The sequence below is a fragment of the uncultured Capnocytophaga sp. genome (assembly GCF_937936315.1).
Classification (GTDB): Bacteria; Bacteroidota; Bacteroidia; order Flavobacteriales; family Flavobacteriaceae; genus Capnocytophaga.
Genome location: NZ_CALGWU010000039.1, coordinates 108236 through 131302, shown reverse-complemented (window position 1 = coordinate 131302; position 23067 = coordinate 108236). Strand labels below are relative to the sequence as shown.

Annotated in this window: 19 protein-coding genes; 2 read left to right on the top strand and 17 right to left on the bottom strand. The window is 38.7% G+C overall.

What is annotated here, in order from left to right:
• Positions 1-9 precede the first annotated feature (9 nt).
• The 6 genes from Q0162_RS06925 to Q0162_RS06900 form a co-directional block, all read right to left on the bottom strand.
• Positions 10-1611 carry a DUF4139 domain-containing protein gene (locus tag Q0162_RS06925; RefSeq protein ID WP_297890640.1) on the bottom strand — a complete coding sequence of 534 codons (1602 nt, stop codon included), beginning with the start codon at positions 1609-1611 and terminating at the stop codon, positions 10-12.
• Positions 1612-3186, bottom strand: coding sequence for a flotillin family protein (locus Q0162_RS06920; RefSeq protein ID WP_297890639.1), 1575 nt, complete (start codon positions 3184-3186; stop codon positions 1612-1614). It abuts the gene before it with no gap.
• A 198-nt stretch (positions 3187-3384) separates the two neighbouring features.
• Entirely contained in the window at positions 3385-4164 is a 780-nt protein-coding gene (locus Q0162_RS06915; RefSeq protein WP_297890638.1) for a hypothetical protein, read from the bottom strand.
• Positions 4161-4841, bottom strand: a complete 681-nt coding sequence (locus Q0162_RS06910) for a hypothetical protein (protein ID WP_297890637.1) — start codon at positions 4839-4841, stop codon at positions 4161-4163. Before Q0162_RS06910 ends, Q0162_RS06915 begins: the two co-directional genes overlap by 4 nt.
• A gap of 55 nt (positions 4842-4896) precedes the next feature.
• Positions 4897-6144, bottom strand: a complete 1248-nt coding sequence (locus Q0162_RS06905; RefSeq protein WP_297890636.1) for an ABC transporter permease — start codon at positions 6142-6144, stop codon at positions 4897-4899.
• Between the two features lie 15 nt (positions 6145-6159).
• On the bottom strand, positions 6160-7305 hold the full coding sequence (locus tag Q0162_RS06900; protein ID WP_297890635.1) for a porin: 1146 nt from the start codon (positions 7303-7305) through the stop codon (positions 6160-6162).
• 138 nt (positions 7306-7443) lie between these two features.
• On the opposite strand from Q0162_RS06900, the gene purH reads away from it, so the two are divergent.
• Both purH and Q0162_RS06890 read left to right on the top strand, forming a co-directional pair.
• Entirely contained in the window at positions 7444-8976 is a 1533-nt protein-coding gene (gene purH, locus Q0162_RS06895) for a bifunctional phosphoribosylaminoimidazolecarboxamide formyltransferase/IMP cyclohydrolase (protein ID WP_297890634.1), read from the top strand.
• Between the two features lie 22 nt (positions 8977-8998).
• On the top strand, positions 8999-9736 hold the full coding sequence (locus Q0162_RS06890) for an ABC transporter permease (RefSeq protein WP_009412167.1): 738 nt from the start codon (positions 8999-9001) through the stop codon (positions 9734-9736).
• Between the two features lie 59 nt (positions 9737-9795).
• Here Q0162_RS06890 and Q0162_RS06885 read toward each other — a convergent pair whose 3' ends face one another.
• The 11 genes from Q0162_RS06885 to Q0162_RS06835 all read right to left on the bottom strand — a co-directional run bounded on the left by Q0162_RS06885 (position 9796) and on the right by Q0162_RS06835 (position 23037).
• Entirely contained in the window at positions 9796-10419 is a 624-nt protein-coding gene (locus Q0162_RS06885) for an L-threonylcarbamoyladenylate synthase (protein ID WP_095900809.1), read from the bottom strand.
• Between the two features lie 11 nt (positions 10420-10430).
• Positions 10431-10847 carry a PaaI family thioesterase gene (locus Q0162_RS06880; protein WP_314551917.1) on the bottom strand — a complete coding sequence of 139 codons (417 nt, stop codon included), beginning with the start codon at positions 10845-10847 and terminating at the stop codon, positions 10431-10433.
• 18 nt (positions 10848-10865) lie between these two features.
• Positions 10866-12908: a M3 family metallopeptidase gene (locus Q0162_RS06875; protein WP_297890631.1), complete on the bottom strand. Its 2043-nt coding sequence runs from the start codon at positions 12906-12908 to the stop codon at positions 10866-10868.
• Positions 12909-12996: 88 nt separating this feature from the next.
• Complete coding sequence (locus tag Q0162_RS06870; RefSeq protein WP_095897776.1) at positions 12997-15753, bottom strand: sodium-translocating pyrophosphatase; 2757 nt, start codon at positions 15751-15753, stop codon at positions 12997-12999.
• Between the two features lie 340 nt (positions 15754-16093).
• Entirely contained in the window at positions 16094-16411 is a 318-nt protein-coding gene (gene imm45 / locus Q0162_RS06865) for an Imm45 family immunity protein (RefSeq protein ID WP_297890629.1), read from the bottom strand.
• An 8-nt stretch (positions 16412-16419) separates the two neighbouring features.
• Positions 16420-17646, bottom strand: a complete 1227-nt coding sequence (gene gltS, locus Q0162_RS06860; RefSeq protein WP_297890627.1) for a sodium/glutamate symporter — start codon at positions 17644-17646, stop codon at positions 16420-16422.
• A gap of 116 nt (positions 17647-17762) precedes the next feature.
• A complete protein-coding gene (locus Q0162_RS06855) occupies positions 17763-18482 on the bottom strand; it encodes a YebC/PmpR family DNA-binding transcriptional regulator (protein WP_297890626.1) in 720 nt (239 codons plus the stop codon).
• A gap of 32 nt (positions 18483-18514) precedes the next feature.
• A complete protein-coding gene (locus Q0162_RS06850; RefSeq protein ID WP_297890625.1) occupies positions 18515-19579 on the bottom strand; it encodes a CapA family protein in 1065 nt (354 codons plus the stop codon).
• 12 nt (positions 19580-19591) lie between these two features.
• A complete protein-coding gene (locus Q0162_RS06845) occupies positions 19592-20242 on the bottom strand; it encodes a phosphatidylserine decarboxylase family protein (protein ID WP_095900816.1) in 651 nt (216 codons plus the stop codon).
• A gap of 78 nt (positions 20243-20320) precedes the next feature.
• Positions 20321-21361 (bottom strand): OmpA family protein, encoded by a 1041-nt coding sequence (locus Q0162_RS06840; protein ID WP_297890624.1) that lies wholly within the window; start codon positions 21359-21361, stop codon positions 20321-20323.
• A 2-nt stretch (positions 21362-21363) separates the two neighbouring features.
• Positions 21364-23037: an outer membrane beta-barrel protein gene (locus tag Q0162_RS06835; RefSeq protein ID WP_297890623.1), complete on the bottom strand. Its 1674-nt coding sequence runs from the start codon at positions 23035-23037 to the stop codon at positions 21364-21366.
• Positions 23038-23067 lie beyond the last annotated feature (30 nt).

Genomic DNA, 23067 nt, shown 5'->3' with positions numbered 1-23067 from the left:
ATTTCGTCATTACAAATTTCCGATTACTTCATTCTTAGGGTATTTTACCTTATAGCTAATGCGGAATTTTTTAGTTTCACCTGCTTTGAGGTTGGTATCCCAAGTGAGTATACCCGTTTCCTTATTCACTTCAGCTTTTGAGGCTTCTAAAAGTTCTATTTGTATCTTATCATCAGTGGTAAGTGGATATTGATCTTTTAGTTTCAGGTCTATAGCCTCTTTTTTATTGTTCTTAACGGTAATTTCGTAAGTAAAAGTCTGCTCTTTATAGCTGGAAATAAACTTAGTTGCCGATTTGTCAGCTATTTTTTCGCGTTTTACACTTATCTTCTTATCATTACCCATAGTGAGTTGCATACTCTCTGAGGTTTGATTAGGGTCTATCAGTGTTTTGCCTACATACATATCTTCAAAAATCACATTTGCCTGACCAGTAAGCAGGTTATACTGCGAATAATCGTCAACTGAAGCTACCAAATACACCCCATTATCTATGCGCGGTGCAGTGTAGTACTCATATTTAGCTTTGATTTTAAGTTCTTTGAGTGATACACTATGCTCTTTGTTGTTAGAGAGTATATCATAAGGCGTAGTAATCTCAAACGAGGTATTGAGTTGATTTTCGTTTAGATTTGTATAATTGGAAATAGTAGCTTCTTCTTGTATCTGTTCTACCATTGCTTCTTTTTTTACTGCTCCTGAACGATAAACATTAGCTCTCACGTAGTCATAGTTGTCATCATATCGCCTGCCAAAATAGAGATACCACGCTTTTAGTAGCGTAAACTGATTGTTTTGATTAGGATTACCACTGGAAAGACTCAGTTTGATATGCTTCCAATCTACCCCTGTGTTTTGTCGCACTTGCGCCTTATACACCAAATTGATTGGTTGAGAGATATTGTCAGCACGCAGATCGTAAAAAGGCACCCACGACGCATTGGGGGTTATATAACTCACACTGAAATCGGCTTTAACAGGAGCATCAACCATTACTTGCAACACCAATTTGCCATCGGAGAGTGTTTCTTCTTTAGTAACTTCTCCTTTAAGGCATTGTTCCAAATTGTAACGAAGACTGCGCAATTTGTTTTGCTTATCAGTCATCGTATCTATTTTGTCGAGAGAAGTGGTCATCTTATCCTTTGAATAGTCGAGAAACTTAGCGTACTCAGCTACATTGAGTCCCGTACCACCTCCTAACACCGATTTGTTTTCTTTGATAAGCTCTACCACCTGCTTTTCAGCAGCAATTTGGTTGCTGAGTTTATCGATTTGAGAAGTCAGCAAGTCGATACTATCTTTCACTTGTTTCGATTTGGGCAAGAGGTTGTCACCATCAGTAGTATACTGAGTGGTAAATTGAGCCGAAAGTACCGTTACATTTTTAGGAGCTACAATGCGAAGTGTATTCTCATTCAGTCTATTAGCAACGTTTTTCACTACAATTTCATTCGTACCCTTGTTGAGGTTCGCACTAAAATAATGAGTAAGTTCAGCTGAATTGAAATATACTGTAGCTGCATCGAGTTTAGCATTAGCGAACTGCGCTTTTTGCGCTAACACAAAAGCTGAACTAAACAATAAAATATAGGTAATAAACTGTTTCATCTACGCATTATTCGTTTGTTGTTTCTCGTCATTCGTAATTCGTCCCTCATCATTCGTAATTTGTTTTCCTTCTTTAGCCAAGTAAGTAGGAAGGTTCAATCCTGCCATATTGAAGAGGTCGTTGAGAGGTGGGACAGTTTTCATCATCCCCGATACGAAATTGGCAGTAGAGTTATTGCCATCTTCACCTTTGCCAGAATCCCATACTGTAATCTTATCGATTTTGATATTCTTAACAGCTTCCACTTGGGTTTTAACGAGTTCAGGCAACTTCTCGATAAGGAGCAATTGGAATGCCTTGGTAGGGTCGCCTCCTGCTGCACTAACCACATCTTTATAACCTTCAGCTTGTTTGGTAAGGATTTGGAAGAGACCTTTTGCCTCAGCTTCCATTTTAGCATAAATAGCATCGGCTTCCCCTTTAGCTTTCTCGCGGAGGCGTTCAGCTTCGGCTTGTGCCTCGATAATAGCGCGCTGTTTGTCAATTTCAGCAGGGACAATGATATTTGCCACTTGGGTAGCACGTTCGCGTTCAGAACGAGCAGTTTCAGCTTTTTCTTCAGCTGAATAGGCTTCTTCTAAGGCTTTAGCTTGTTGTACTTTTTCAGCCGAAATAGCAATACGCAACGATTCGGCTTCTTTTTCACGGCGCAAGGCTTCGGAGTTAGCAATCGCAATTTTAGCCTCGTTTTCCCCTTTGATAGCCAAGGCATTGGCTTCTGAAATTTTGATACGACTATCACGGTCGGCTTCTGCTTTACCAATAGACTCAAACTTCTTAGCTTCGGCAATCCCTACAGTTTCATCTTTCTTAGCCTCGGCGATGCTAATCTCTTTATCTTTTTGAGTGATAGCGATTTTCACATCTCTATCGCGGTGTGTTTCGGCTATTTGGGTATCTTTCTCACGGTCGGCAAGAGCTTTACCTGTTTCCCCTATTTTCTCTTGTTCAGCTACACTGATTTTCGCCTCGTTGATGGCTTTGGCAGCCGCTTCTTTACCAAGAGCCTCAATATAACCAGACTCGTCTTTGATATCGGTTACGTTTACGTTGATGAGTTTTAAACCTATTTTTTTGAGTTCGCTATCTACGTTTTTAGAGATATTTTCGAGGAACTTATCGCGGTCGGAATTGATTTCCTCAATAGTCATTGTAGCGATAACCAAACGCAACTGACCAAAAAGAATATCTTTTGCTAACTCTTGAATTTGCTCAGGAGAAAGTCCTAAAAGACGTTCGGCAGCAGCGTTCATATTCTCTGCTTCGGTAGAAATTGCAATTGTAAAACGACAAGGTACATCTACGCGAATATTCTGACGGCTCAGCGCATTGGTAAGGTTTGCCTCGATAGAAAGCGGACGCAAATCTAAATAGGCATAATCCTGAATCACAGGCCATACAAAGGCACCACCCCCGTGGATACACTTGGCAGATGAACCGCCCGTTTTACCGTAGATTACGAGAATTTTGTCGGACGGACAGCGTTTGTAGCGCGCCACGAGCGATGAGATAGTAACGAAGAGGACAACCGCCAAAATAACGATAAGCCCAATTGGTGAAGTGAATGTTTCCATTAGTTTATTTTTAATTGTTTATTCTTGTTTTAAGTCCGCATTTTCGAAAAGGGAGATAATCTTTTGCATCGCTACACTTTGCCAAAGTTTCACACTTTGGTAAAGTTGATCACAATCTTATCTGTTTTTTACAAATGTTGCGACAAAGATAGGGAATAAGTTATGATAATCCAAGCATAGCACCAACTAAATAAGTGCTTACTTTCTCTTACCATAGTGTTTTTCATAGTAATCTCTAAATTCTTTTACTTGATCTTCAGTATAATGAAATAAACCATAACCTTCTTTTAGAGGGCGTTCTACTATGTAATAGTAGGTGTTTTTATCTAAATCTTTTACTAAATGAACTGAAATAAAAAAATCATTACTCCCTGTAATACATATTTCATAGTTCGTGAGTTTTAAGTATTGTGATGCATAGTTATCAGCACGTTGTTGCCAAGTCAGCTTGGAAGGCAGCGTAATATTTCCAAAACTACTATAGTTTTTGTTAAGGATTATCTTAAAGTAATCGGCTAATACTTTTGCATAGGTAACTTTTTGTAAATCTTTTGAATGGTCGCCTGTAGTTTTGAGAAGATAGATTTCACTTTCTGATTTTTTATACACATAATAAGTGTTAGTCTTATTCTTTTTTACCTCCCCTTCATCACGACAATCACCCCAATGTTCTACTTTTTGAATGTGGAAACTAATATATTCCTCACTGATTTTTTTATAAGTACCATAAGAGGTGGTAAAACAATCATTCCCACACGGGGCTGAATACCACGATTTAAAATTTCCATCGGTAGATAACTGTAGGTGATCACCATAACTCCAATCGGGATTTTCGGGTTTTGTAAGGATATAAAAATCTTCCTCATTAACATTATCTCCTAATATGTTGTTAATCTCCCATTTAGCACCTATAAGGTCTTGGGCGGAAACCATTCCTATACAGAGAAAATTGAGTGTTATAAAAAGTGTTTTCATCATTGTTTTTTCTGTTCTTTAGCACGTTGTTTTAAGTCTTTTTCAGTAAAGTAATAAACTGTTACTTTATCTTTATAATATTCCTCTCTCAGGTAGTAATAGGTATTGGTTTTTAGGTCTTTCACAAGGTAAAGGGTACTAAAATCATTAGGGTAACCTTTGAGGATTTCGTAAGAGATAAGGTGAAAGAGTTTGCGCACAAGTTTGCCAATACGCTCATCCTTAGGCACATCACTTTTCAGTTGGAAAGAAGGATTGGGTGATTTACCATTTCGGCTATATATTTTCATAAAGCGTGCTAAAGCCTCTGCATTTTTAGCTTTTTGTTTATCGGTAATGAGGTTTCCAGTACTTTTGATAAAATAAAATTCATCATTAGATACTTTATGAATGTAGTAACTGCCAATAGCTACCTTCAGATAGTTTTCCCCCACCATTTGGTATTGACCATCATAATGATCTTTATCTATTATACAAGGTGGAAAAAAAGTACCATCAGGGCGAAATAGAATCGTATTATCAGCTACACAAGGATTTTTCTGGCGTGGTTTTTTTAGAAAATAAACATCCGTTACATCGGGGAATTCTCCTAAGAAATTATCAATATCCCAATCTTTGCCTATAAACTCTTGAGCTGAAAGACAAGTGATGGAAAATAAAGTGATTAAGAGTGTTTTCATTTTTAGATTTTTTAGTAATCAAAATTTGTAATACAAAAAGCTCATCGTGCCACGATTATGACCCCATGCGAATGGCTTCTACAGGATTGAGTCGTGCTGCTGAGGAAGCAGGAATGATGCCCGAAAGCAAGCCTACTACAAACGAGATACTCAAACCTATGGCTACATTTTTAAACGATAGTATAAAAGTAAAACCTTCTTCACTACTCGGGATTACAAAGGTGAGCAACCATACGAATAGCAACCCAAAAAGTCCGCCGATAATCGCCAAAAGTACTGCTTCAAACAAAAACTGAAATAAAATAAACTGATTTTTAGCGCCTAACGACTTTTGTACCCCGATGAGGTTGGTGCGTTCTTTCACACTCACAAACATAATATTGGCAATCCCAAAGCCCCCTACCAAGATAGAAAAGCCCCCAATAATCCAACCTACTACATTCATCATTCCAATGGTTTCGTCTATCATATCAGTAAACGAGGAGATTTTGTTGAGGAAAAAATTGTCGATATCCTCAGGTTTGAGTCCGCGATAAGTACGGAATTTCTGGCGCAATACGGCTTCATATTCTGCCATATCCACTCCTTTTTTAGGTTTGAGTACGACCCCACTGGGCATCCCTTGCGGACCTGTATTCATAAAACTTCGGACGAAATTAGCTGTTACATAGGCATTATTATCAGGACCGCCCCCCAATTCTCCGTATTTTTTCAGTACTCCAATAACCGTGAGTCGCCTGCCAAACACGCGTATTTCTTTATCGAGAGGATCTTCTTCTCCAAAGAGTTGTTCGGCAGCTTCATAGCCTAATATCGTTACTGCCGTTCCTGCGTTAGCTTCCGCATCGTTGTAAAAACGCCCTTTGCCCATACGAATGTCACTAATCTGTTCCACCCCCGCTGAGGTAGCCTGCACGGACATTGAGGGAATAGTTTTACCGCCGTACTTCACCGCCGAATTGAGTCCGAATAACTCGTACACCACTGCTTCGGTATTAGGTAATTCACGTTTGAGAAATTCGTATTCCTGATAAGTAACTTGCGGAAAGCTCAAGCGTTGCCACTGAGGCACAGACGAGGGCGCAAAAGAATATTTGGAAAGGTTGATCATATTCTTATCCAAACCCGAAAGACTCTCCTGAATGCTCCTATTGAGTGAATCAACCGCTGCTAACACTGAGATAATAGAAAAGATACCCACCGTCACACCTAATAGCGATAGGAAAGTGCGGAGCTTGTTGTCGCGCAGTGACTTGATAGCAAAGTTAAAACTCTCTTTTAATAGTTGTAGATAAATGAACATATCGTATTTTTTACATTAATTTCTAAATGTCTTATTTTTCAATAGCGGCAGACTGTAATAAGCCCCCGCTGAAACACTGTGATATTGTGTTTTTTCTGTGAAAATTTCAGAAGGATAGCGAATTGTATTCCCTGCATAAGCTACATAAAAATGTAGATTTTGGGTAGGGATAGGAGCGTATAAAGCTGCTAATGAATAGATATAGTTATAACGCAAATTGCCTTGTAGTACTTTGCCACTCGTTACGCTTTCAGCGCCTGCCTTTAATACTACACTCCAACAATCTGTAAAGAGATATTCGTACCTCCCAACAATGCCTTTATAGGTAATATCTTGGCGCATCAAGTAGTTACCAGCTGTCAATCCTTCGTAATCGCTGATAATTTTAGAGCCCAACAGCGAATAATCAGCCCCCATTTTGGCATACATAAGGTCTAAATAGGCGTTGTGTCTATCACTTTTATACTGATGCCCCAAAGCGATGGAATGACTGTAATATTTATTGGCGAATTGTGAAATATTGTAAGAATAATGAGTATTGAACTTACCCTTAGCAAATTTGCCTTGCCAATACGCATAGGCTCCTATAGGTGTTTTAGACGCTGAAAAAGAAGCTGTGCTAAAACCATTGTTTTGCAGGTGCTTTTCAAAAGTATTATTCACTGTGTTATGCAATTGTAAGCCTATATTTTGAGTATCAGTAAGTAAAACATCTAACCTTACTCCTGCAATAAAAGGACGCGTAATATATCCTAGATGATCAGCATAAATAAACTCATATAAAGGATGTATATCTAACTCATAAGAGCCTACCATTGCATATAGTTTTCCTAAACTTACTTCCCAACGTTTGGAAGCTCCAAAGCGGTAACTCAAAAAAGCAAAATCTAATGCCGAAGTAGCATTATCTAAAGAGGTAGCAGTAAAAGGTTTGTTCAATCGAAACCTAATGTGATACGAAAGTGACTCATTGTAATTGCCATAGAAATGCAAGCGCGCTTCGTCTAACTGAAAATGAGAGGAGGATACTTTATTGTGCCATTCACTTAAGAAACCTCCTCTAAAATAAAAATCCAAATTGCTGTGGGAGGGGATACTATCTTGGGCTTTGCCTTGTATTATAAAGAGTATAAAAATACAAAATAAAACTGCTTTCCTCATAAGATATAGAATTGATTTGTCAATTTACCAATTGGCTAATTGACAAATTGTCAAATTAACAAATTTTAATCTCTTTTGTTTGCTTTGTATTGGTAAAAAGTACTATTTTTGTAGCCAAAAATAAAACTTTTTTTTCAAATGAGCACTACAAAACAAGCAAAATCTGCTTTAATATCTGTTTTTGACAAGACAGGATTAGAACCTATCATTCACAGAATGAAAACTTTAGGCATTACCATCTACTCTACTGGGGGTACTGAAGATTTTATCAAAAAATTAGGCGTAGAGGTAATTCCTGTGGAAAGTATTACTGATTATCCCTCCATTTTTGGAGGACGTGTGAAAACACTCCACCCTAAAATTTTTGGAGGCATCCTCAATCGTCAGGACAATGTGCAGGATACTGAAGAAATGAAACAATATGCTATCCCTCAAATCGATATAGTGATTGTGGATTTATATCCTTTTGAAAAAACAGTGGCAAGCGGTGCTAATGAACAAGAGATTATTGAAAAAATTGATATAGGCGGTATTTCACTCATCCGCGCTGCTGCTAAAAACTATAAAGATGTGCTTTGTGTAGCCTCTGTAGATGAGTATGGTAACCTATTGCAGATTTTAGACGAAAAACACGGAAGCACTACTTTAGAACAGCGCCGTACCTTTGCTGCTAAAGCCTTCCGTGTATCATCTCACTATGATACTGCTATCTTCAACTACTTCAACCAAACCGAAGAAATTCCTACTCTGGCTATCAACGAGTGCCACGGACAAGTATTGCGCTATGGCGAAAACCCTCACCAAAAAGGAGAATTTTACGGTGATTTCGATGCCCTTTTCGATAAATTGCACGGCAAAGAACTTTCATATAACAACCTTTTAGACGTAGATGCTGCTGTGAACCTAATGGCTGAATTTGTAGGCGATGATCCTACTTTTGCTATATTAAAACACAACAACGCTTGTGGCGTAGCAACCCGTAAAACGATACACGAAGCCTATAAAGATGCGCTCGCAGGCGACCCCGTATCAGCTTTTGGAGGTATCCTTATTTCTAATACAAAAATCGATTCAGCTACTGCCGAAACCATTCACTCGCTGTTCTTTGAGGTAATCATTGCGCCTTCTTATAGTGATGAAGCTCTAAAAATACTCGAACAGAAGAAAAACCGCATTATTTTAGTACAGAAGAAAGCTAAAATGCCTACTACTAGTGTGCGCTCGTGTCTCAATGGCTATTTAGTACAAGAAAAAGACCTTAAAACTGATAGCATAGCTGATGTACAATATGTTACTGCTGTGAAACCTTCAGCTGAGGTACTCGAAGATCTTTTCTTTGCATCTAAAATATGTAAGAATACCAAATCAAATACTATTGTTTTAGCTAAAAACAAACAACTCATCGCAAGTGGTACAGGACAAACCAGCCGTGTTGATGCACTCAAACAAGCTATCGAAAAGGCTAAAGAATTTAAGTTTGACCTCAGTGATGCCGTAATGGCAAGTGATGCTTTCTTCCCCTTCCCCGATTGTGTGGAAATCGCTCACGACGAAGGTATCCGCTCTGTAATACAACCTGGTGGATCTATTAAAGATCAAGCCAGTATCGACTATTGTGATGCCCACCAAATGGGAATGGTATTCACGGGAATACGACACTTTAAACACTAATTAAACGCTATTTAAACAACGTATGAAACACATTGCAGCCGTAGGAGGCTATTTTATAATGCTTTATGATGTCTTTCGCAAACGCACCCGTTGGTCGATTACTAAAGACCTCATATTGCGTGAGATAGACGACCTCATTTTTGGGTCTATAGGTATCGTAGCTTTTATCTCTTTTTTCGTGGGAGGAGTAGTAGCTGTACAAACCGCTTTGAATATCGACAATCCATTTATACCTAAATACCTCATAGGTTTTGCTACTCGCCAATCTATTGTATTGGAGTTTGCTCCTACCTTTACAGCAGTAATTTTAGCAGGAAAAATTGGTTCGTTTATCACTTCCAGCATAGGTACAATGCGCGTAACCGAACAAATTGATGCTCTTGATATTATGGGGGTAAACTCGGTGAATTATTTGATATTCCCAAAAATAGTTGCCCTAATGTTAATGCCTTTCCTCATCGCCTTAGGTATGTACTTAGGGGTATTAGGAGGTTGGGCATCAGCGGTGATGAGTGGCTATACCACCTCTGCCGAATTTGTACAAGGAGTGCAATACGATTTCAAACCTTATAGTATGGTATACGCCTTCACTAAAACAGTAGTTTTTGCGTTTTTCTTGGCTACTATTCCATCCTATCACGGCTATTATATGAAAGGGGGCGCTTTAGATGTTGGAAAAGCAAGTACGGTTTCATTTGTTTGGACGAGTATAGTGATTATCCTTGCTAACTCAGTGCTTACGCAATTGTTCTACGCTTAGTTTGATCAAGATAATAACAAAAAATCCAGTATAGTGAGTTACTATACTGGATTTTTTGTTTAGTAAATAATATCAACATCTCCTTTGCCTTCCCGCAGTACAACGGGTGCGTCACCTGAGAGGTCGATGACAGTGGAGGCTACATTGTCACCATAACCACCATCAATAACTATATCTACACGGTTTTGCCATTTTTCAAAGATAAGCTCTGGGTCGGTGGTGTACTCAATCACATCATCGTCGTCGTAAATAGAGGTAGAGACTATAGGATTACCTAACTTTTCTACAATAGTACGCGCAATAGTGTTATCGGGCACGCGTATCCCCACGGTTTTCTTCTTTTTAAAATCCTTAGGAAGATTGTTATTTCCTTGCATTATAAAAGTATAAGGACCTGGTAAAGCGCGTTTCAACAGTTTGAAAGTGCTCGTATCTATCTGTTTTACATAGTCAGATAGATTTTTTAAATCGGAGCATACAAATGAAAAGTTTGCTTTTTCTAGTTTTACTCCTTTGATGCGAGCAATTTTCTCAAGGGCTTTGGTATTGGTAATATCACAGCCCAAACCGTAAACGGTATCAGTAGGATAGATAATGAGTCCGCCGTGGCGAAGCACTTCCACTACCTTAGCAATCTCCTTTTCATTGGGATTTTCGTTGTATAATTTGATAAAATCAGCCATTGTTTTAAATATTAGGGGGTAATTCTAATCGTGGTAAATTTGCAATAAGAAATAAGTTTTCCCTCCTGATTTGTTACTTTTATTTCCCAAAGTTGGAGCGTACGTCCTGCATTCACACATACAGCCTTGGCGTAAAGGGTATCCCCTACTCTACCCGCTCTCAAGTGATTAGCACTGAGTTCAATACCTCGAATCTGTTCATCATCATTGCGGTAAAGTAAATATGCCCCTATGCTACCTGCTGTTTCAGCTAAAGCTAGAGTAGCGCCTCCGTGCAGCACCCCATCTACTTGAGTGACTTTATCGGTAACAGGCATCGTTATAGTAACACTATCTTCGGTTACTTCGGCAATTTCCATTTGCCAATCACGCATCAAGTTGTTTGGAGGTAACGCCTGCCACTTCTGTAGTAAAGTTTCTTTGTTAATCATACAAAAATCTTTTTGTTACTTCAATCCACGTGCTTTGAGTAGTGGCTCAATAGCAGGAGCTTTCCCTCTGAAGGCTAAATACATTTTTTCGTAATCCATTGTATTGCCTTTGGAGAGTATCAAATCTCTGAAACGTTGTCCATTAGCACGAGTAAGTCCGCCATTTTCTTCAAACCATTGGTAGGCATCGTGGCAAAGCATTTCTGTCCATTGGTAAGAGTAATAACCTGCTCCATAGCCTCCGCCAAAAATATGAGCAAAGTAAGATGAACGGTATCTCGGGGGCACTTCTTTCACCCATAAGCCTGTTCTTTCAAGGGCTTTCTTCTCAAAATCACTTACATTATTGATGATAGTATCTGAAGGAATAGTATGCCATTGCAAGTCTAAATTGGCAGCAGCCAAAACTTCTGTAAAGGCATAGCCCTCATTGAAGGTACTCGCTTTTTTTATCTTATCAATAAGTGCTTGTGGAATAGGTTGTTTAGTCTCGTAATGTACTGCATAGTTTTTAAGTACCTCAGGATACAAAGCCCAATGCTCATTGAATTGTGAAGGGAACTCCACAAAATCGCGCGCTACTGCTGTTCCTGATAAACTTGCATACTGTTGGTTAGCAAAGAAACCGTGCAATGCGTGACCAAACTCGTGGAAGAGCGTAGTAAGTTCGTCGTAAGTAAGTAAAGCAGGTTTACCTTCGGCAGGTTTTACATAGTTGCACACATTGTAAATAACAGGTTTAGTGCCTAATAACTTCGATTGGTTTACAAAGTTGCTCATCCACGCACCACCGCGTTTGCTTTCACGAGCAAAGAAATCGCCATAGAAAAGTCCTAATGGCGTACCATCTTCTTCAAAAAGTTCATACACCAATACATCGGGGTGATATACGGGTATATCTTTGCGTTCTTTAAAGGTAATGCCATAAAGTTTGGTAGCTGCATAGAATACACCATTTTCAAGAGCATTTTTCAATTCGAAATAAGGTTTGATTTCGTTCTCATCGAGGTCGTATTTAGCTTTGCGAACTTGCTCAGCATAGAAGTTCCAATCGTAAGGCTCTAAAGTAAAATTACCTCCCGTTTTGGCGATTTGTGCTTGTATTTCTTTAGCTTCTGCTTTGGCTTTACCTACTGAAGCAGGCACTAAATCTTTAAAGAATTGAGCAATAGCAGCAGGAGTTTTAGCCATAGTGCGTTGCAAGCTCCATTCGGCATAATTTTTAAAGCCCAAGAGTTCAGCTTTTTTAGCACGCAGTAAAGCAATGCGTTTTAGGATATCATTGGTATTATGAGCTCCCCCATCAGTACGATTCCAGCTTGCTTCAAACAATTGTTTACGAGCGTTGCGGTCGGGTAATTCACTAAGGAGCGGTTGCTGAGTAGTATTCACAATTGCTACTTTCTGACCATTGATAGTTTGAGCGGCTGCCAATGAGCCTTCTAAAAGCGTTTGGTTGAAATCAGTTTCTAAAGAAGCTAACTCACTATTGTACTTTTTAAGAGTTTCTTTATCAGTAGCCGATAGGTTAGCACCTGCTACTACAAAATCTTCGTAGTAATTTTCTAACAATTTAAGCGATTCAGCATCTAAATTCAAGCTCTCACGTTTATCGTATAAGGCTTTGATACGCGCAAAGAGTTTTTCGTTCAGGTGAATGCCATCGGCGTGTTCGGCAAACTTAGGTGATAGTTCTTTTTGCAATACTTTTAAAGTATCATTAGTATTTGCCTCAGTTAAGGCATTGAATACCGCTGAAGCACGCTCAAATTCTACCCCACTTTTTTCTAAAGCGATAATCGTATTCTCAAAAGTAGGCGCTTCGTTGCTATTAGCGATAGCAGCAATACGTTCGTTTTGCAAAGCCATTCCCTTGAGCAAGGCGGGACGGTAATGCTCGTCTTTAATTTTTGAGAAGTCGGGAGCACCATAAGGCAAAGTGCTTTCTACCAATAGCGGATTGTTCTCTGTGTTTTCTGTCATTTTTGAAGTCTTTGAATCGTTGCAGCCTACCAAAGCAGTGAGTAATATAGCTGCTAAAAATAAAGGTAATTTCATAGTTTTTAGGTGATTATAAAAAGGGTGTTCAAGGAAAGAACTTCCTCAAACACCCCTTTTGAGGTTATATAGTAACTAAAATATTTTGCTATTTAGCAGTCAAACGTATGTCAATACGTCTGTTTTTAGCTTTGCACTCATCGGTGTCGTTAGCTTCGCAAATAGGGTGTTCTTGACCATAACCTTGAGCGCTCAATTGTGCTTTGTTAGCACCTAATGCTACTAATTTGTTTAGCACTGAATTAGCACGTCTTTCTGAAAGTTTCAAGTTACCTTCAGCGCTACCTGTGTTATCAGTGTAACCTCCTAAACGAATAGCCACCTTAGGATAGGCTTTCAAAATAGCTACAATGTTCTTTAATTGTTGTTCAGAACCTTCAGTAAGTTCATCACTACCTGTTTTGAAGTAAGTTCTATCCAAAGTAATCCAGTTTTCTTTGAATTGTTCTGGAGTAGTAAGACTTTTATCTTCTATCAATTTCACGAGGTGAGCTTCAGATGAATTTTTACCTACTTCTAACATTGTATTATCGAAAAGGCTCAATTGGAATAAATCACCTACATTGTACTCGAAGTTACCATCAGCGTTAAGCATACCATCTATTACTACTACTTCGTCTACAGGCATCATTTCCTCACCTTCACCTTGACGGATTTGAGCTTCTATAGGAGTACCTGAAGCATCAGCAGTATGTCCACCCAAGATAGGAGCGATTACTAAACCTACCAAGCAAGTGAGTTTGATAAGGATATTCATTGAAGGACCTGAAGTATCTTTGAATGGGTCACCTACTGTATCACCAGTAACGGCTGCTTTATGAGCGTCAGAACCTTTGTAAGTCATTTGTCCGTTGATTTCAACACCTGCTTCAAATGATTTCTTAGCATTGTCCCAAGCACCACCAGCGTTGTTTTGGAAGATAGCCCATACAACTCCTGATACAGCTACACCAGCCATATAAGCGCCAAGAGCTTCAGCTCCCATCACAAAACCGATGATAATAGGAGTGATGATAGTAATTGCACCAGGTAACATCATTTCGCGTAAAGCAGCTTTGGTAGAAATATCTACACATCTGCCATACTCTGGAGTACCTTTACCTTCCATAATACCAGGGATTTCGCGGAATTGGCGACGTACTTCGTTCACCATATCCATAGCAGCTTTCCCTACTGATTGCATTGCCAAGGCTGAGAAGATTACTGGAATCATACCTCCGATAAACAAAGCAGCTAATACGTTTGCTTTGAAAATATTGATACCAGAAATACCTGTAAAGGTTACATAAGCAGCGAATAAAGCTAAAGCAGTAAGTGCAGCTGAAGCAATTGCAAAGCCTTTACCTACCGCAGCAGTAGTATTACCTACTGAGTCTAAAATATCAGTACGTTGACGTACTTCTTTTGGCAATTCACTCATTTCGGCTACACCACCAGCGTTATCAGCAATAGGACCAAAAGCATCGATAGCCAATTGCATAGCAGTAGTTGCCATCATTGCTGATGCGGCAATCGCTACACCATAGAAACCAGCTAAAGAGTAAGACCCCCAAATAGCTACAGCAAAAAGCAATACAGAACCAAAGGTAGATTTCATACCAGTAGCTAAACCTGCAATAATATTGGTAGCAGCTCCAGTAGATGAATTGCGTACGATATTCAATACCGGTTTTTTACCCAAAGCTGTAAAATGTTCAGTAATAGCTGAAATGAGTAAGCCTACTGCCAAACCTACGATAGTTGCGTAGAATACATTGATACTTGCAATTTCTTTTACTCCTTCACCAAAGAAACTCATTTGGATAGTTTCGGGCAACATATATTTGATAAGGAAATAGCAAGCTACTAAAGTAAGCGCTAAAGCTACATAGTTACCTGTATTTAGTGAACTTTGTACTTGTTTTTCTTTAGCATCGTTGTTTTTGATACCTACACAGAAAGTACCAATAATTGAAGCAATGATACCTACACCAGCAATTACTAACGGCAATAAGATAGGACCTAAACCACCAAAAGCATCGGTGAAAGCACCACCATTGGCAGTTGCTATATCTTTAATCACATAGTTACCCAATACCATTGAAGCAAGCACAGTAGCCACATACGAACCAAACAAGTCAGCACCCATACCAGCCACGTCACCTACGTTATCACCTACATTATCGGCAATAGTAGCAGGGTTACGAGGGTCGTCTTCAGGGATACCAGCTTCTACTTTACCTACGAGGTCAGCTCCTACATCGGCAGCTTTAGTGTAAATACCACCACCTACACGAGCAAAGAGCGCAATAGACTCAGCACCAAGTGAGAAACCAGCTAAGGCTTCGAGTACAAGAGTCATTTCGTCGTAGAAAGGTTTGCCTCCTCCTACAAAAGTGTTTACAAAAAGAATGAAGAACAAGCTCAAGCCCAATACAGCTAAACCTGCTACTCCTAATCCCATTACAGTACCACCTCCAAAGGATACTCTCAAAGCTTTTGGCAAGCTAGTGCGAGCCGCTTCGGTAGTGCGTACATTAGCATTGGTAGCAATACGCATCCCGATATTTCCCGCTAAGGCAGAGAAGAAAGCTCCACACACAAAAGCTACTACAATAAGCCAGTGAGAAGTTTCTACCATACGAGAAACAATAAATAGAGCAATAGAAGCAATAATCACAAAAATACCCAAAATGCGGTACTCAGCATTGAGAAATGCCATTGCCCCTTCTTTGATACTTTTGGAAATACTTTGCATTCGCTCATTGCCTGTGGTTTGTTTGTTCACCCACGAAGCCTTCACAATCATAAAGATAAGTCCAAGAATAGCAAGGACTAACGGTAAATATAACATCATTTTATCCATACAAATATTAGTAATTAGTTAAATTTAGGGCGTAAAAGTACGAAAGATAATTGTAACGAAAAAATAATAGTTAAAAAAATATTAATTTTTTCAGGAGTTAGGGAATAGAGATTAGGAGATAGAGGATAGTTGTCATATCCTGAAATAGGTTTACACTAAAAAAGTAAGTTTTTCATTCTCTTTATTCTACAAACAGATTGCGAATAAATGAACTCTCACTTCTAAGGGCGTTTGCAAGTATAGTTTTTCCACGTAACATACTCTAAAAGTAATTGATTTTCAGAGTAATCAACTTTGGCAAAGTGTAGTGACGCAAAATTTGTAAACCAATTCTGATTTACTATAATAGAGAAAAAATTTCGGTATTCTCGCAGATATAAACATCTTTTAGTTGGCAATCTATATAGCCCCATTTTTGCCAATTTTCCTTTAGCCAATCTGCTCTTAGTCCGAATTTGTAACCTTCTGGTATAGATTCTTTAGGGAAAAGCACGTAAGTTAATCCTGCTTTATACCCCGAGATTACCATTAAACCGTAACTATCACCTAATTCACATAATAGAAAATATACAACTTCTTCATAAGGATATATTCCTTTACATTTGAATATAGTTCCTCTTGGGATAGATGTTTCTGTATAATCTATCAATTTTTTCATTCTAACAACTATTGTAAGAAACCTATAAAAGTAGTCAAGATAAAGGCGTTGATAAAATCTATAAAGAACGCTCCTACCATTGGCACAATCAAAAAAGCTTTGTGCGAAGCTCCAAAACGCTCAGTAACCGACTGCATATTAGCTACTGCTGTAGGGGTAGCTCCTAAACCAAAACCACAATGTCCTGCACAGAGTACCGCTGCATCGTAATTAGCTCCCATTAGACGGAAAGTAACAAAATAGGCATACGTGCACATTACAAAAGTTTGTACTGCTAAGATGATAAACATTGGTAGTGCTATATCAAAAAGTTGCCAGAGTTTTAAGTTAATTAGAGCGATGCCTAAAAACAGACTGAGTGAAGCATTGCCAAATACATCTATAGCACGGTCGAACATATTTACTTTGAAGGCATTGGTGAGTATATTACGCAAGAGAACCCCAAAAAATAAAGCCCAAACAAATTGTGGAATAGTAAGTTTTTCTGGCAACCAAGCCGTTACCGTAGGAGATACCATTATAGCCGAAAACGACAGACAAGCGGCAAAAAGCGCCATTGTCTCTATTGCCGATTTTGATGTAATCAAACGCTGTTTACCTGCATTTTCAAAGACTTCTACTACAGCATCAACAGCGTTGTCATTTTGTTTTTCTACAGGTTTTTTTCCTAAATTGTTCACCAATTTGCGTGCTACAGGACCACCTATGAGACCACCGAGTACTAACCCGAAAGTAGCTGAAGCCATACCGAGAGTCGTTGCTCCTTCAATATTATATTTAGTTTCTAATATCTTACCCCAAGCACCTGCCGTTCCGTGTCCGCCCGTAAGTGTGATAGAGCCTGTAATCAAGCCCATAATAGGATTTTGTCCCAATGCGCTTGCCAAACCTACTCCTACCGAGTTTTGTACGATAATAAACAGAGCTACTACTCCTAAGAAAATGATAAGCCCTTTACCACCAGCTTTTAGTCGGGAGAAATCGGCACTAAGCCCAATAGAAGAGAAGAAAAAGAGCATAAAAGCATCTTGTAGGTTTGTACTGAAGTCTAATGAAATCTCGTATTTGATATACAACAGATAGATGATAACAGCAGCTAATAGTCCACCTGCTACGGGTTCTGGTATGTTGAAATCACGTAGGATTTTTACTTTGGTTACTAATAAGCGCCCTACCAATAATACAAGGGTAGCAATAATAAGAGTGTAATAAGGGTCGATGATAATGGATTTCATTATGTTGGGTTTTAAAAAAGTTTTTTACTTTGTAAAAAGGGGATTTATAAGCAAGCATTCCCACCCCTAAGTACATAAAAGGGTGGGAATGCCAAATTTAGAGGTTAAACTCATTGTTACTCCTCACTTTCTTTCATAGTGTGGTAAACATTCTGGACATCCTCATCTTCTTCGATTTTTTCCAAAAGTTTTTCAACATCAGCTTGTTCTTCAGGGGTGAGTTCTTTAGTTGTTTGTGGAATACGTTCAAATCCAGAGGATAAGATTTCTATACCACGACCTTCTAATTCTTTTTGGATAGCACCAAAACTCTCAAAAGGGGCATAAATGAGTATACCATCTTCATCTACGAACACTTCTTCAGCTCCAAAGTCTATCATTTCGAGTTCCAATTCTTCAGGATCTATGCCCGTAGCATTGATACGGAAGTTACAAGTGTGGTCGAACATAAATTCTACTGATCCTGAGGTACCTAAAGTCCCATTACACTTATTGAAGTAACTACGGATATTCGCCACAGTGCGGTTATTGTTATCGGTGGCTGTCTCGATGAGCACGGCAATACCGTGAGGGGCATACCCTTCAAAGAGTACTTCTTTATAGTTAGCAGTATCTTTTTCACTTGCTTTTTTGATGGCGCGCTCAATATTTTCTTTGGGCATATTGGCGGCTTTGGCATTTTGTATCACGGCACGTAAGCGCGAGTTACTCTCGGGGTGAGGTCCCCCTTCTTTCACAGCCATTACAATGTCTTTCCCTATGCGGGTAAATGTCTTTGCCATTGCAGCCCAACGTTTAAATTTGCGGGCTTTTCTAAATTCAAATGCTCTTCCCATTTATATATTTATTAGTTTTTAGTTATTAGTCGTTAGTTAGTTAAAGTTTTCAGTTGTATTTTGTCGTTTTCAAAGTGTAAAGGAGTTTCAGGAAAATCAAGTTTTGTAAGTCGTTTCATCTCTTCAAAAACCTTACAATCATCATCAAGTAACAATCCATTGGCTTTGGTTTGTTTTACAGAGAGCACATCGGCATAGAGGAAATCGCCCTTGCAGTTGATTTTGATGTTTAATAAAGGCGCTATGCCATTAGCTCCTTGCAAATTAAATCGTCCATAGGTATTGAAGTTACCCATACTATAGGCAATAAACTTACCGTTATATACTTCCACAGCACGTGTTACGTGAGGCCCGTGCCCTAATACAATATCAGCTCCTGCATCTATTACCGAATGTGCGAATTTATAGACATTTCCTCTGTTTTCACCAAAGAAAATTTCATTAGCGCGTGGTACACGAGTATTTTTAGAGCCCTCAGCCCCTCCGTGAAACGATACGATCACAATATCTACTTGAGGGCGTAATTCTTTTACTAAATCAGTAGCTTGGTCGATATTGTTCACCGATAACATATTGCTATTAGGCGAGAAAGCACAAAAACCATATTTCACACCTTCTTTCTCAAATATAACCGATTTATTCTCTACTGGTCCTGCGTGATATATACCTACTTCATCAAGTATTTTAGCTGTATTGCGTCGCCCTTTTTCACCAAAATCATTAGCGTGATTATTGGCAGTACTCATCAAGTTAAAACCTGCCTCTTTGATAATTTTACCATAGCGGTCGGGCATCCGGAAAGCATAACAAGTACCTTCAGCTGAGTTTTTGCATTTATCAGAAGTTCCACTATCAAGAATTGCTCCTTCTAAGTTTCCAAATACAATATCACCTTTTAGATAAGGTTTTACGTATTTAAAGCTCTCAACAGCATCATCTTTAGGAAGATATCCTTCAGGAAACCCTGAACCTATCATCACATCGCCTACTGCCACTATACTAAGAGTGTCCTTAGTAGCGTTTGTAGCAAGGGTATCAATTTGAGCAGAAACATAAGAACTTGCGATGAGTGCTATTGAAAAGATATATTTTTTCATAGTAGAATAGCTTTATTTTTCAGCAATCACTTGCACGCCTCCTTTTACCTTATCGCCCAATTTTACTTTCACTTTAGTTCCCAAAGGTAAATACACATCTACACGCGACCCAAATTTGATAAATCCAGCGTCTTCTCCTTGTACAGCAGTGTCACCTACTTTGGCATAATTTACTATGCGTTTTGCCAAGGCTCCTGCTATTTGTCGGTATAACACTTCTCCAAATACAGGATTATCTACCACTACGGTAGTACGTTCGTTTTCTTCTGAAGCTTTTGGATGCCATGCTACCAAGTACTTACCTGGGTGATACTCACTATAAGTAACTTTACCCCCTAATGCATAACGTGTTACGTGTACATTGATAGGCGACATAAAGATGGAAACCTGCAAGCGTTTATCTTTGAAATACTCTTTTTCAAACACTTCTTCTATCACCACCACCTTGCCGTCTACGGGGGCTATGATATGCTGGTCGTTTCGAGGTGTTACGCGTTTAGGATTTCTAAAAAACTGTAGAATAGCTATAAGAAATACAATAGCCAAGAGTTGTATACCTTTCTTAAGCCATAGTATATCAACAAAATAATGCGCTATTAGTGATACTCCTATCACTATGAATAGCGTTACGAGAATAATCTTAAAACCTTCTTTATGAAACATTATTATTTATTTTAGGGGGCAAAGATAAGAAAAAATTGACAATTAGCAATTATCAATTACTAATTGTCAATCAAATGGCTAATAGCTATGGATAACAACTCTTAGCTCTACACGTCTTGCTTCAGCTGGAGTAACTTGTGGGTCTATTCCTTTAAAAGCAGTTAATATACGTTCGCTACTTATTCCTTTAGCTTTTAATATTTGAGCTACATTTACAGCACGTTGCATCGACAAGACATTGTTATATGCAACACTTCCTACCTCACTTGCGTAGCCTTCTAAGAGTATTGATAACTCGGGATGTGTTTTTAGCATCGTTACCATTTCATCTATAGTAGTAGGGTCGTAAGTTAAGGGCTCTGACTTGTTATTAGCAAAATAAAGTACAGCTTTTTTATGTCCATACGCAGCTAACAACTGTTCCAATTCACTTCGCCTTTCAGCCGAAATTTGCATAGGTACTCCTGTAGCTGTTACATTTTGGACTACTATAGGAGTTTGAGATGCTGTTGTAGGTGTAACTGTTGTTGCACGTGCATTTTTTGTAGCTATTCCTACTCCTGTATTCGCAGCCAAAGCAGCTAAGAGCAATTGTTGTTGCTTGCGTAACTGATCTACACTTTTCGACAATTGCGCCACCTGTTGTGCGATAGCAGTAGTACTACTTCCCGTTTGAGATACTGCCATAGGAGCCACTGTAGTGCGAGGCATTACACGAGAGGTTGTAGTACTTGCTGTGCGAGGTATTGCAGTGTTACGTGCGATAGCAGTGTTGGTAGCTGTACGCATTGCAGCTGTATTAGTTGCCGTGCGTGCTACTGCAGTATTACTTGCTGTTCCTACTGCTACAGTTGGGCTTTTGGTAGCAAATTTACTCTCTTCAGCTACTGCCGAAGTGTAAGGCATCTCTTTTTGTTTGTATTTTACAGCCGATAGCATACTGTCCAACTCCTTATCTCTGAGATTAGTGAGTTCTGCTCTTCCTATTTGTTCTAATAAGTATTGCAGTTCATCTACCGTCATTACTATCTCTGTTTTTGTTTTATTGGGGGCTACTTGTGCATACATACTATGTACACACAATAATAGCCCCCCTATAATGTAATAGATATACTTCATAGTTATTTTGATGCAGGTATTTCTATTTTCTCTTCTTGAATTTCACCTTTTGAATCTTGCATTTCCAAAAGAAGTTTTTCCAATCGGTCAATACGTTGTTCAGGACTTTTTACTTCTCCTTCTCTAATGCGTTTTACTACATCGTTTATTAGCTGTTGTAGTTCTTCAGGAGTCATACGCACTAAACGCACTTGCTCTGAAGCTGGATAAGGCAAACGCTCAGCTACATAGGTATTTCTAAGATTTTCCCACTGTTGTTTTTCTTTTAACAAACGGTTAGCATTTGCAGTATCACCATTTTGGTAAGCCATTTGTAGTTGTTTTTCAGCAGCAGTTATCTGGCTGTTGTAGTAAGCTAAGTTTCGTTTTTCAGGAGAAACAGGAGAAGTAGTAGAGGCAACATTTGTTGTAGTTGTAGGGGTAGCAACCCAAACTTTTTCAGCTTCGGCAGCACCTAATTCTTGCTCGTACAATTCTTTTTCTACTGATTTAGCCAACTTAATTCTTACTCCTGCATTGTAAAATACATTGCTTTGCAATTTATGTACTGAACTCAAGGCAGAAGATACATCTTCATTACGAGTAGTGTACATCAAATTAGCTACTCCAAAAAGCTCAACACGTTTTCCTAAAGGTATTGCTAATCCTACACCTCCTTTGGCAAAAAGGCCTGAGGTATTGGTATTGCTAACTACCTTGCCTACATAGTCATCGCCTACTTTCATATAACCCACACCTATTTGCAAATAAGGAACTACTCCTTTGGCTACATTCAATCGGGCTAAGAAATCTCCCCCATATATGGATAGTTTATCAAACTCAGCAGAGAATTTCTCATCTTTCATAGCACGGTGATAGTAACCTCTAACACCTATGTACTCAGTGAAATCTACTCCCAATGCCAAACCTCCAAAGTAGGCATCGCGCAAATTGCTGTCATCGCTGAAGTTTAAGTAACCCAAAGTAGGTTCTATCACTACTTTAAAACCTTTTAGACTTGTGTATACTTGGTCTAACTCGGTTAATTCATTAGGATTGCGACCTCCTAAGTAAAGTTCTAAACCTGCACCTACACTCCATGCTAAATGACTTTTATCTTCTACATTATTGTTTATCCAACTATTGTAAGCTGATGTGTTAGCTTCTGTTGGTTTATAAAGTATATTTCTAGAGTCTAATGAAAAGTGAGTAGCTTTAGCTTCAATATTTAAAGTAAGACGGCGGGCAAGATTAAATTTAGAACCTATTCCTAAACCAAAATACACTTGATTTTGACTTAAATCATTAGCTTTGATAGTTTGCATGCCTGAACCTAAAGTAACATAAGGTTGAAAAGAATAGGTCATTGGAATATTGCCCTTTAGCTCTCCACCCCAGCGATATATAGATACATCTTTAGCTTCAAATACATTGCTAATAGCAGCAGGAGCATCATAACCATCAAGAGTTGATTTCAACCCTATTGAATGTTTATAAGAACCTAATAGTTCTAAATTTCTACCAAAACCAAAACCTACATAACCTCCTGCCATAAAGCCATTAGTTACAGCTGTTTTCTTTGGTAACCACACATAGTCAGCAGTAGGTGCTACTGCAAAACTGATATCCTTTACTTGTGCAACAGCCGAAACTGATAAAAGCACGAAAGCGCTAACGCTTAAAAAAGTTTTTCTCATTTCTTTTTAAATAATTTTTATAGTATGTTT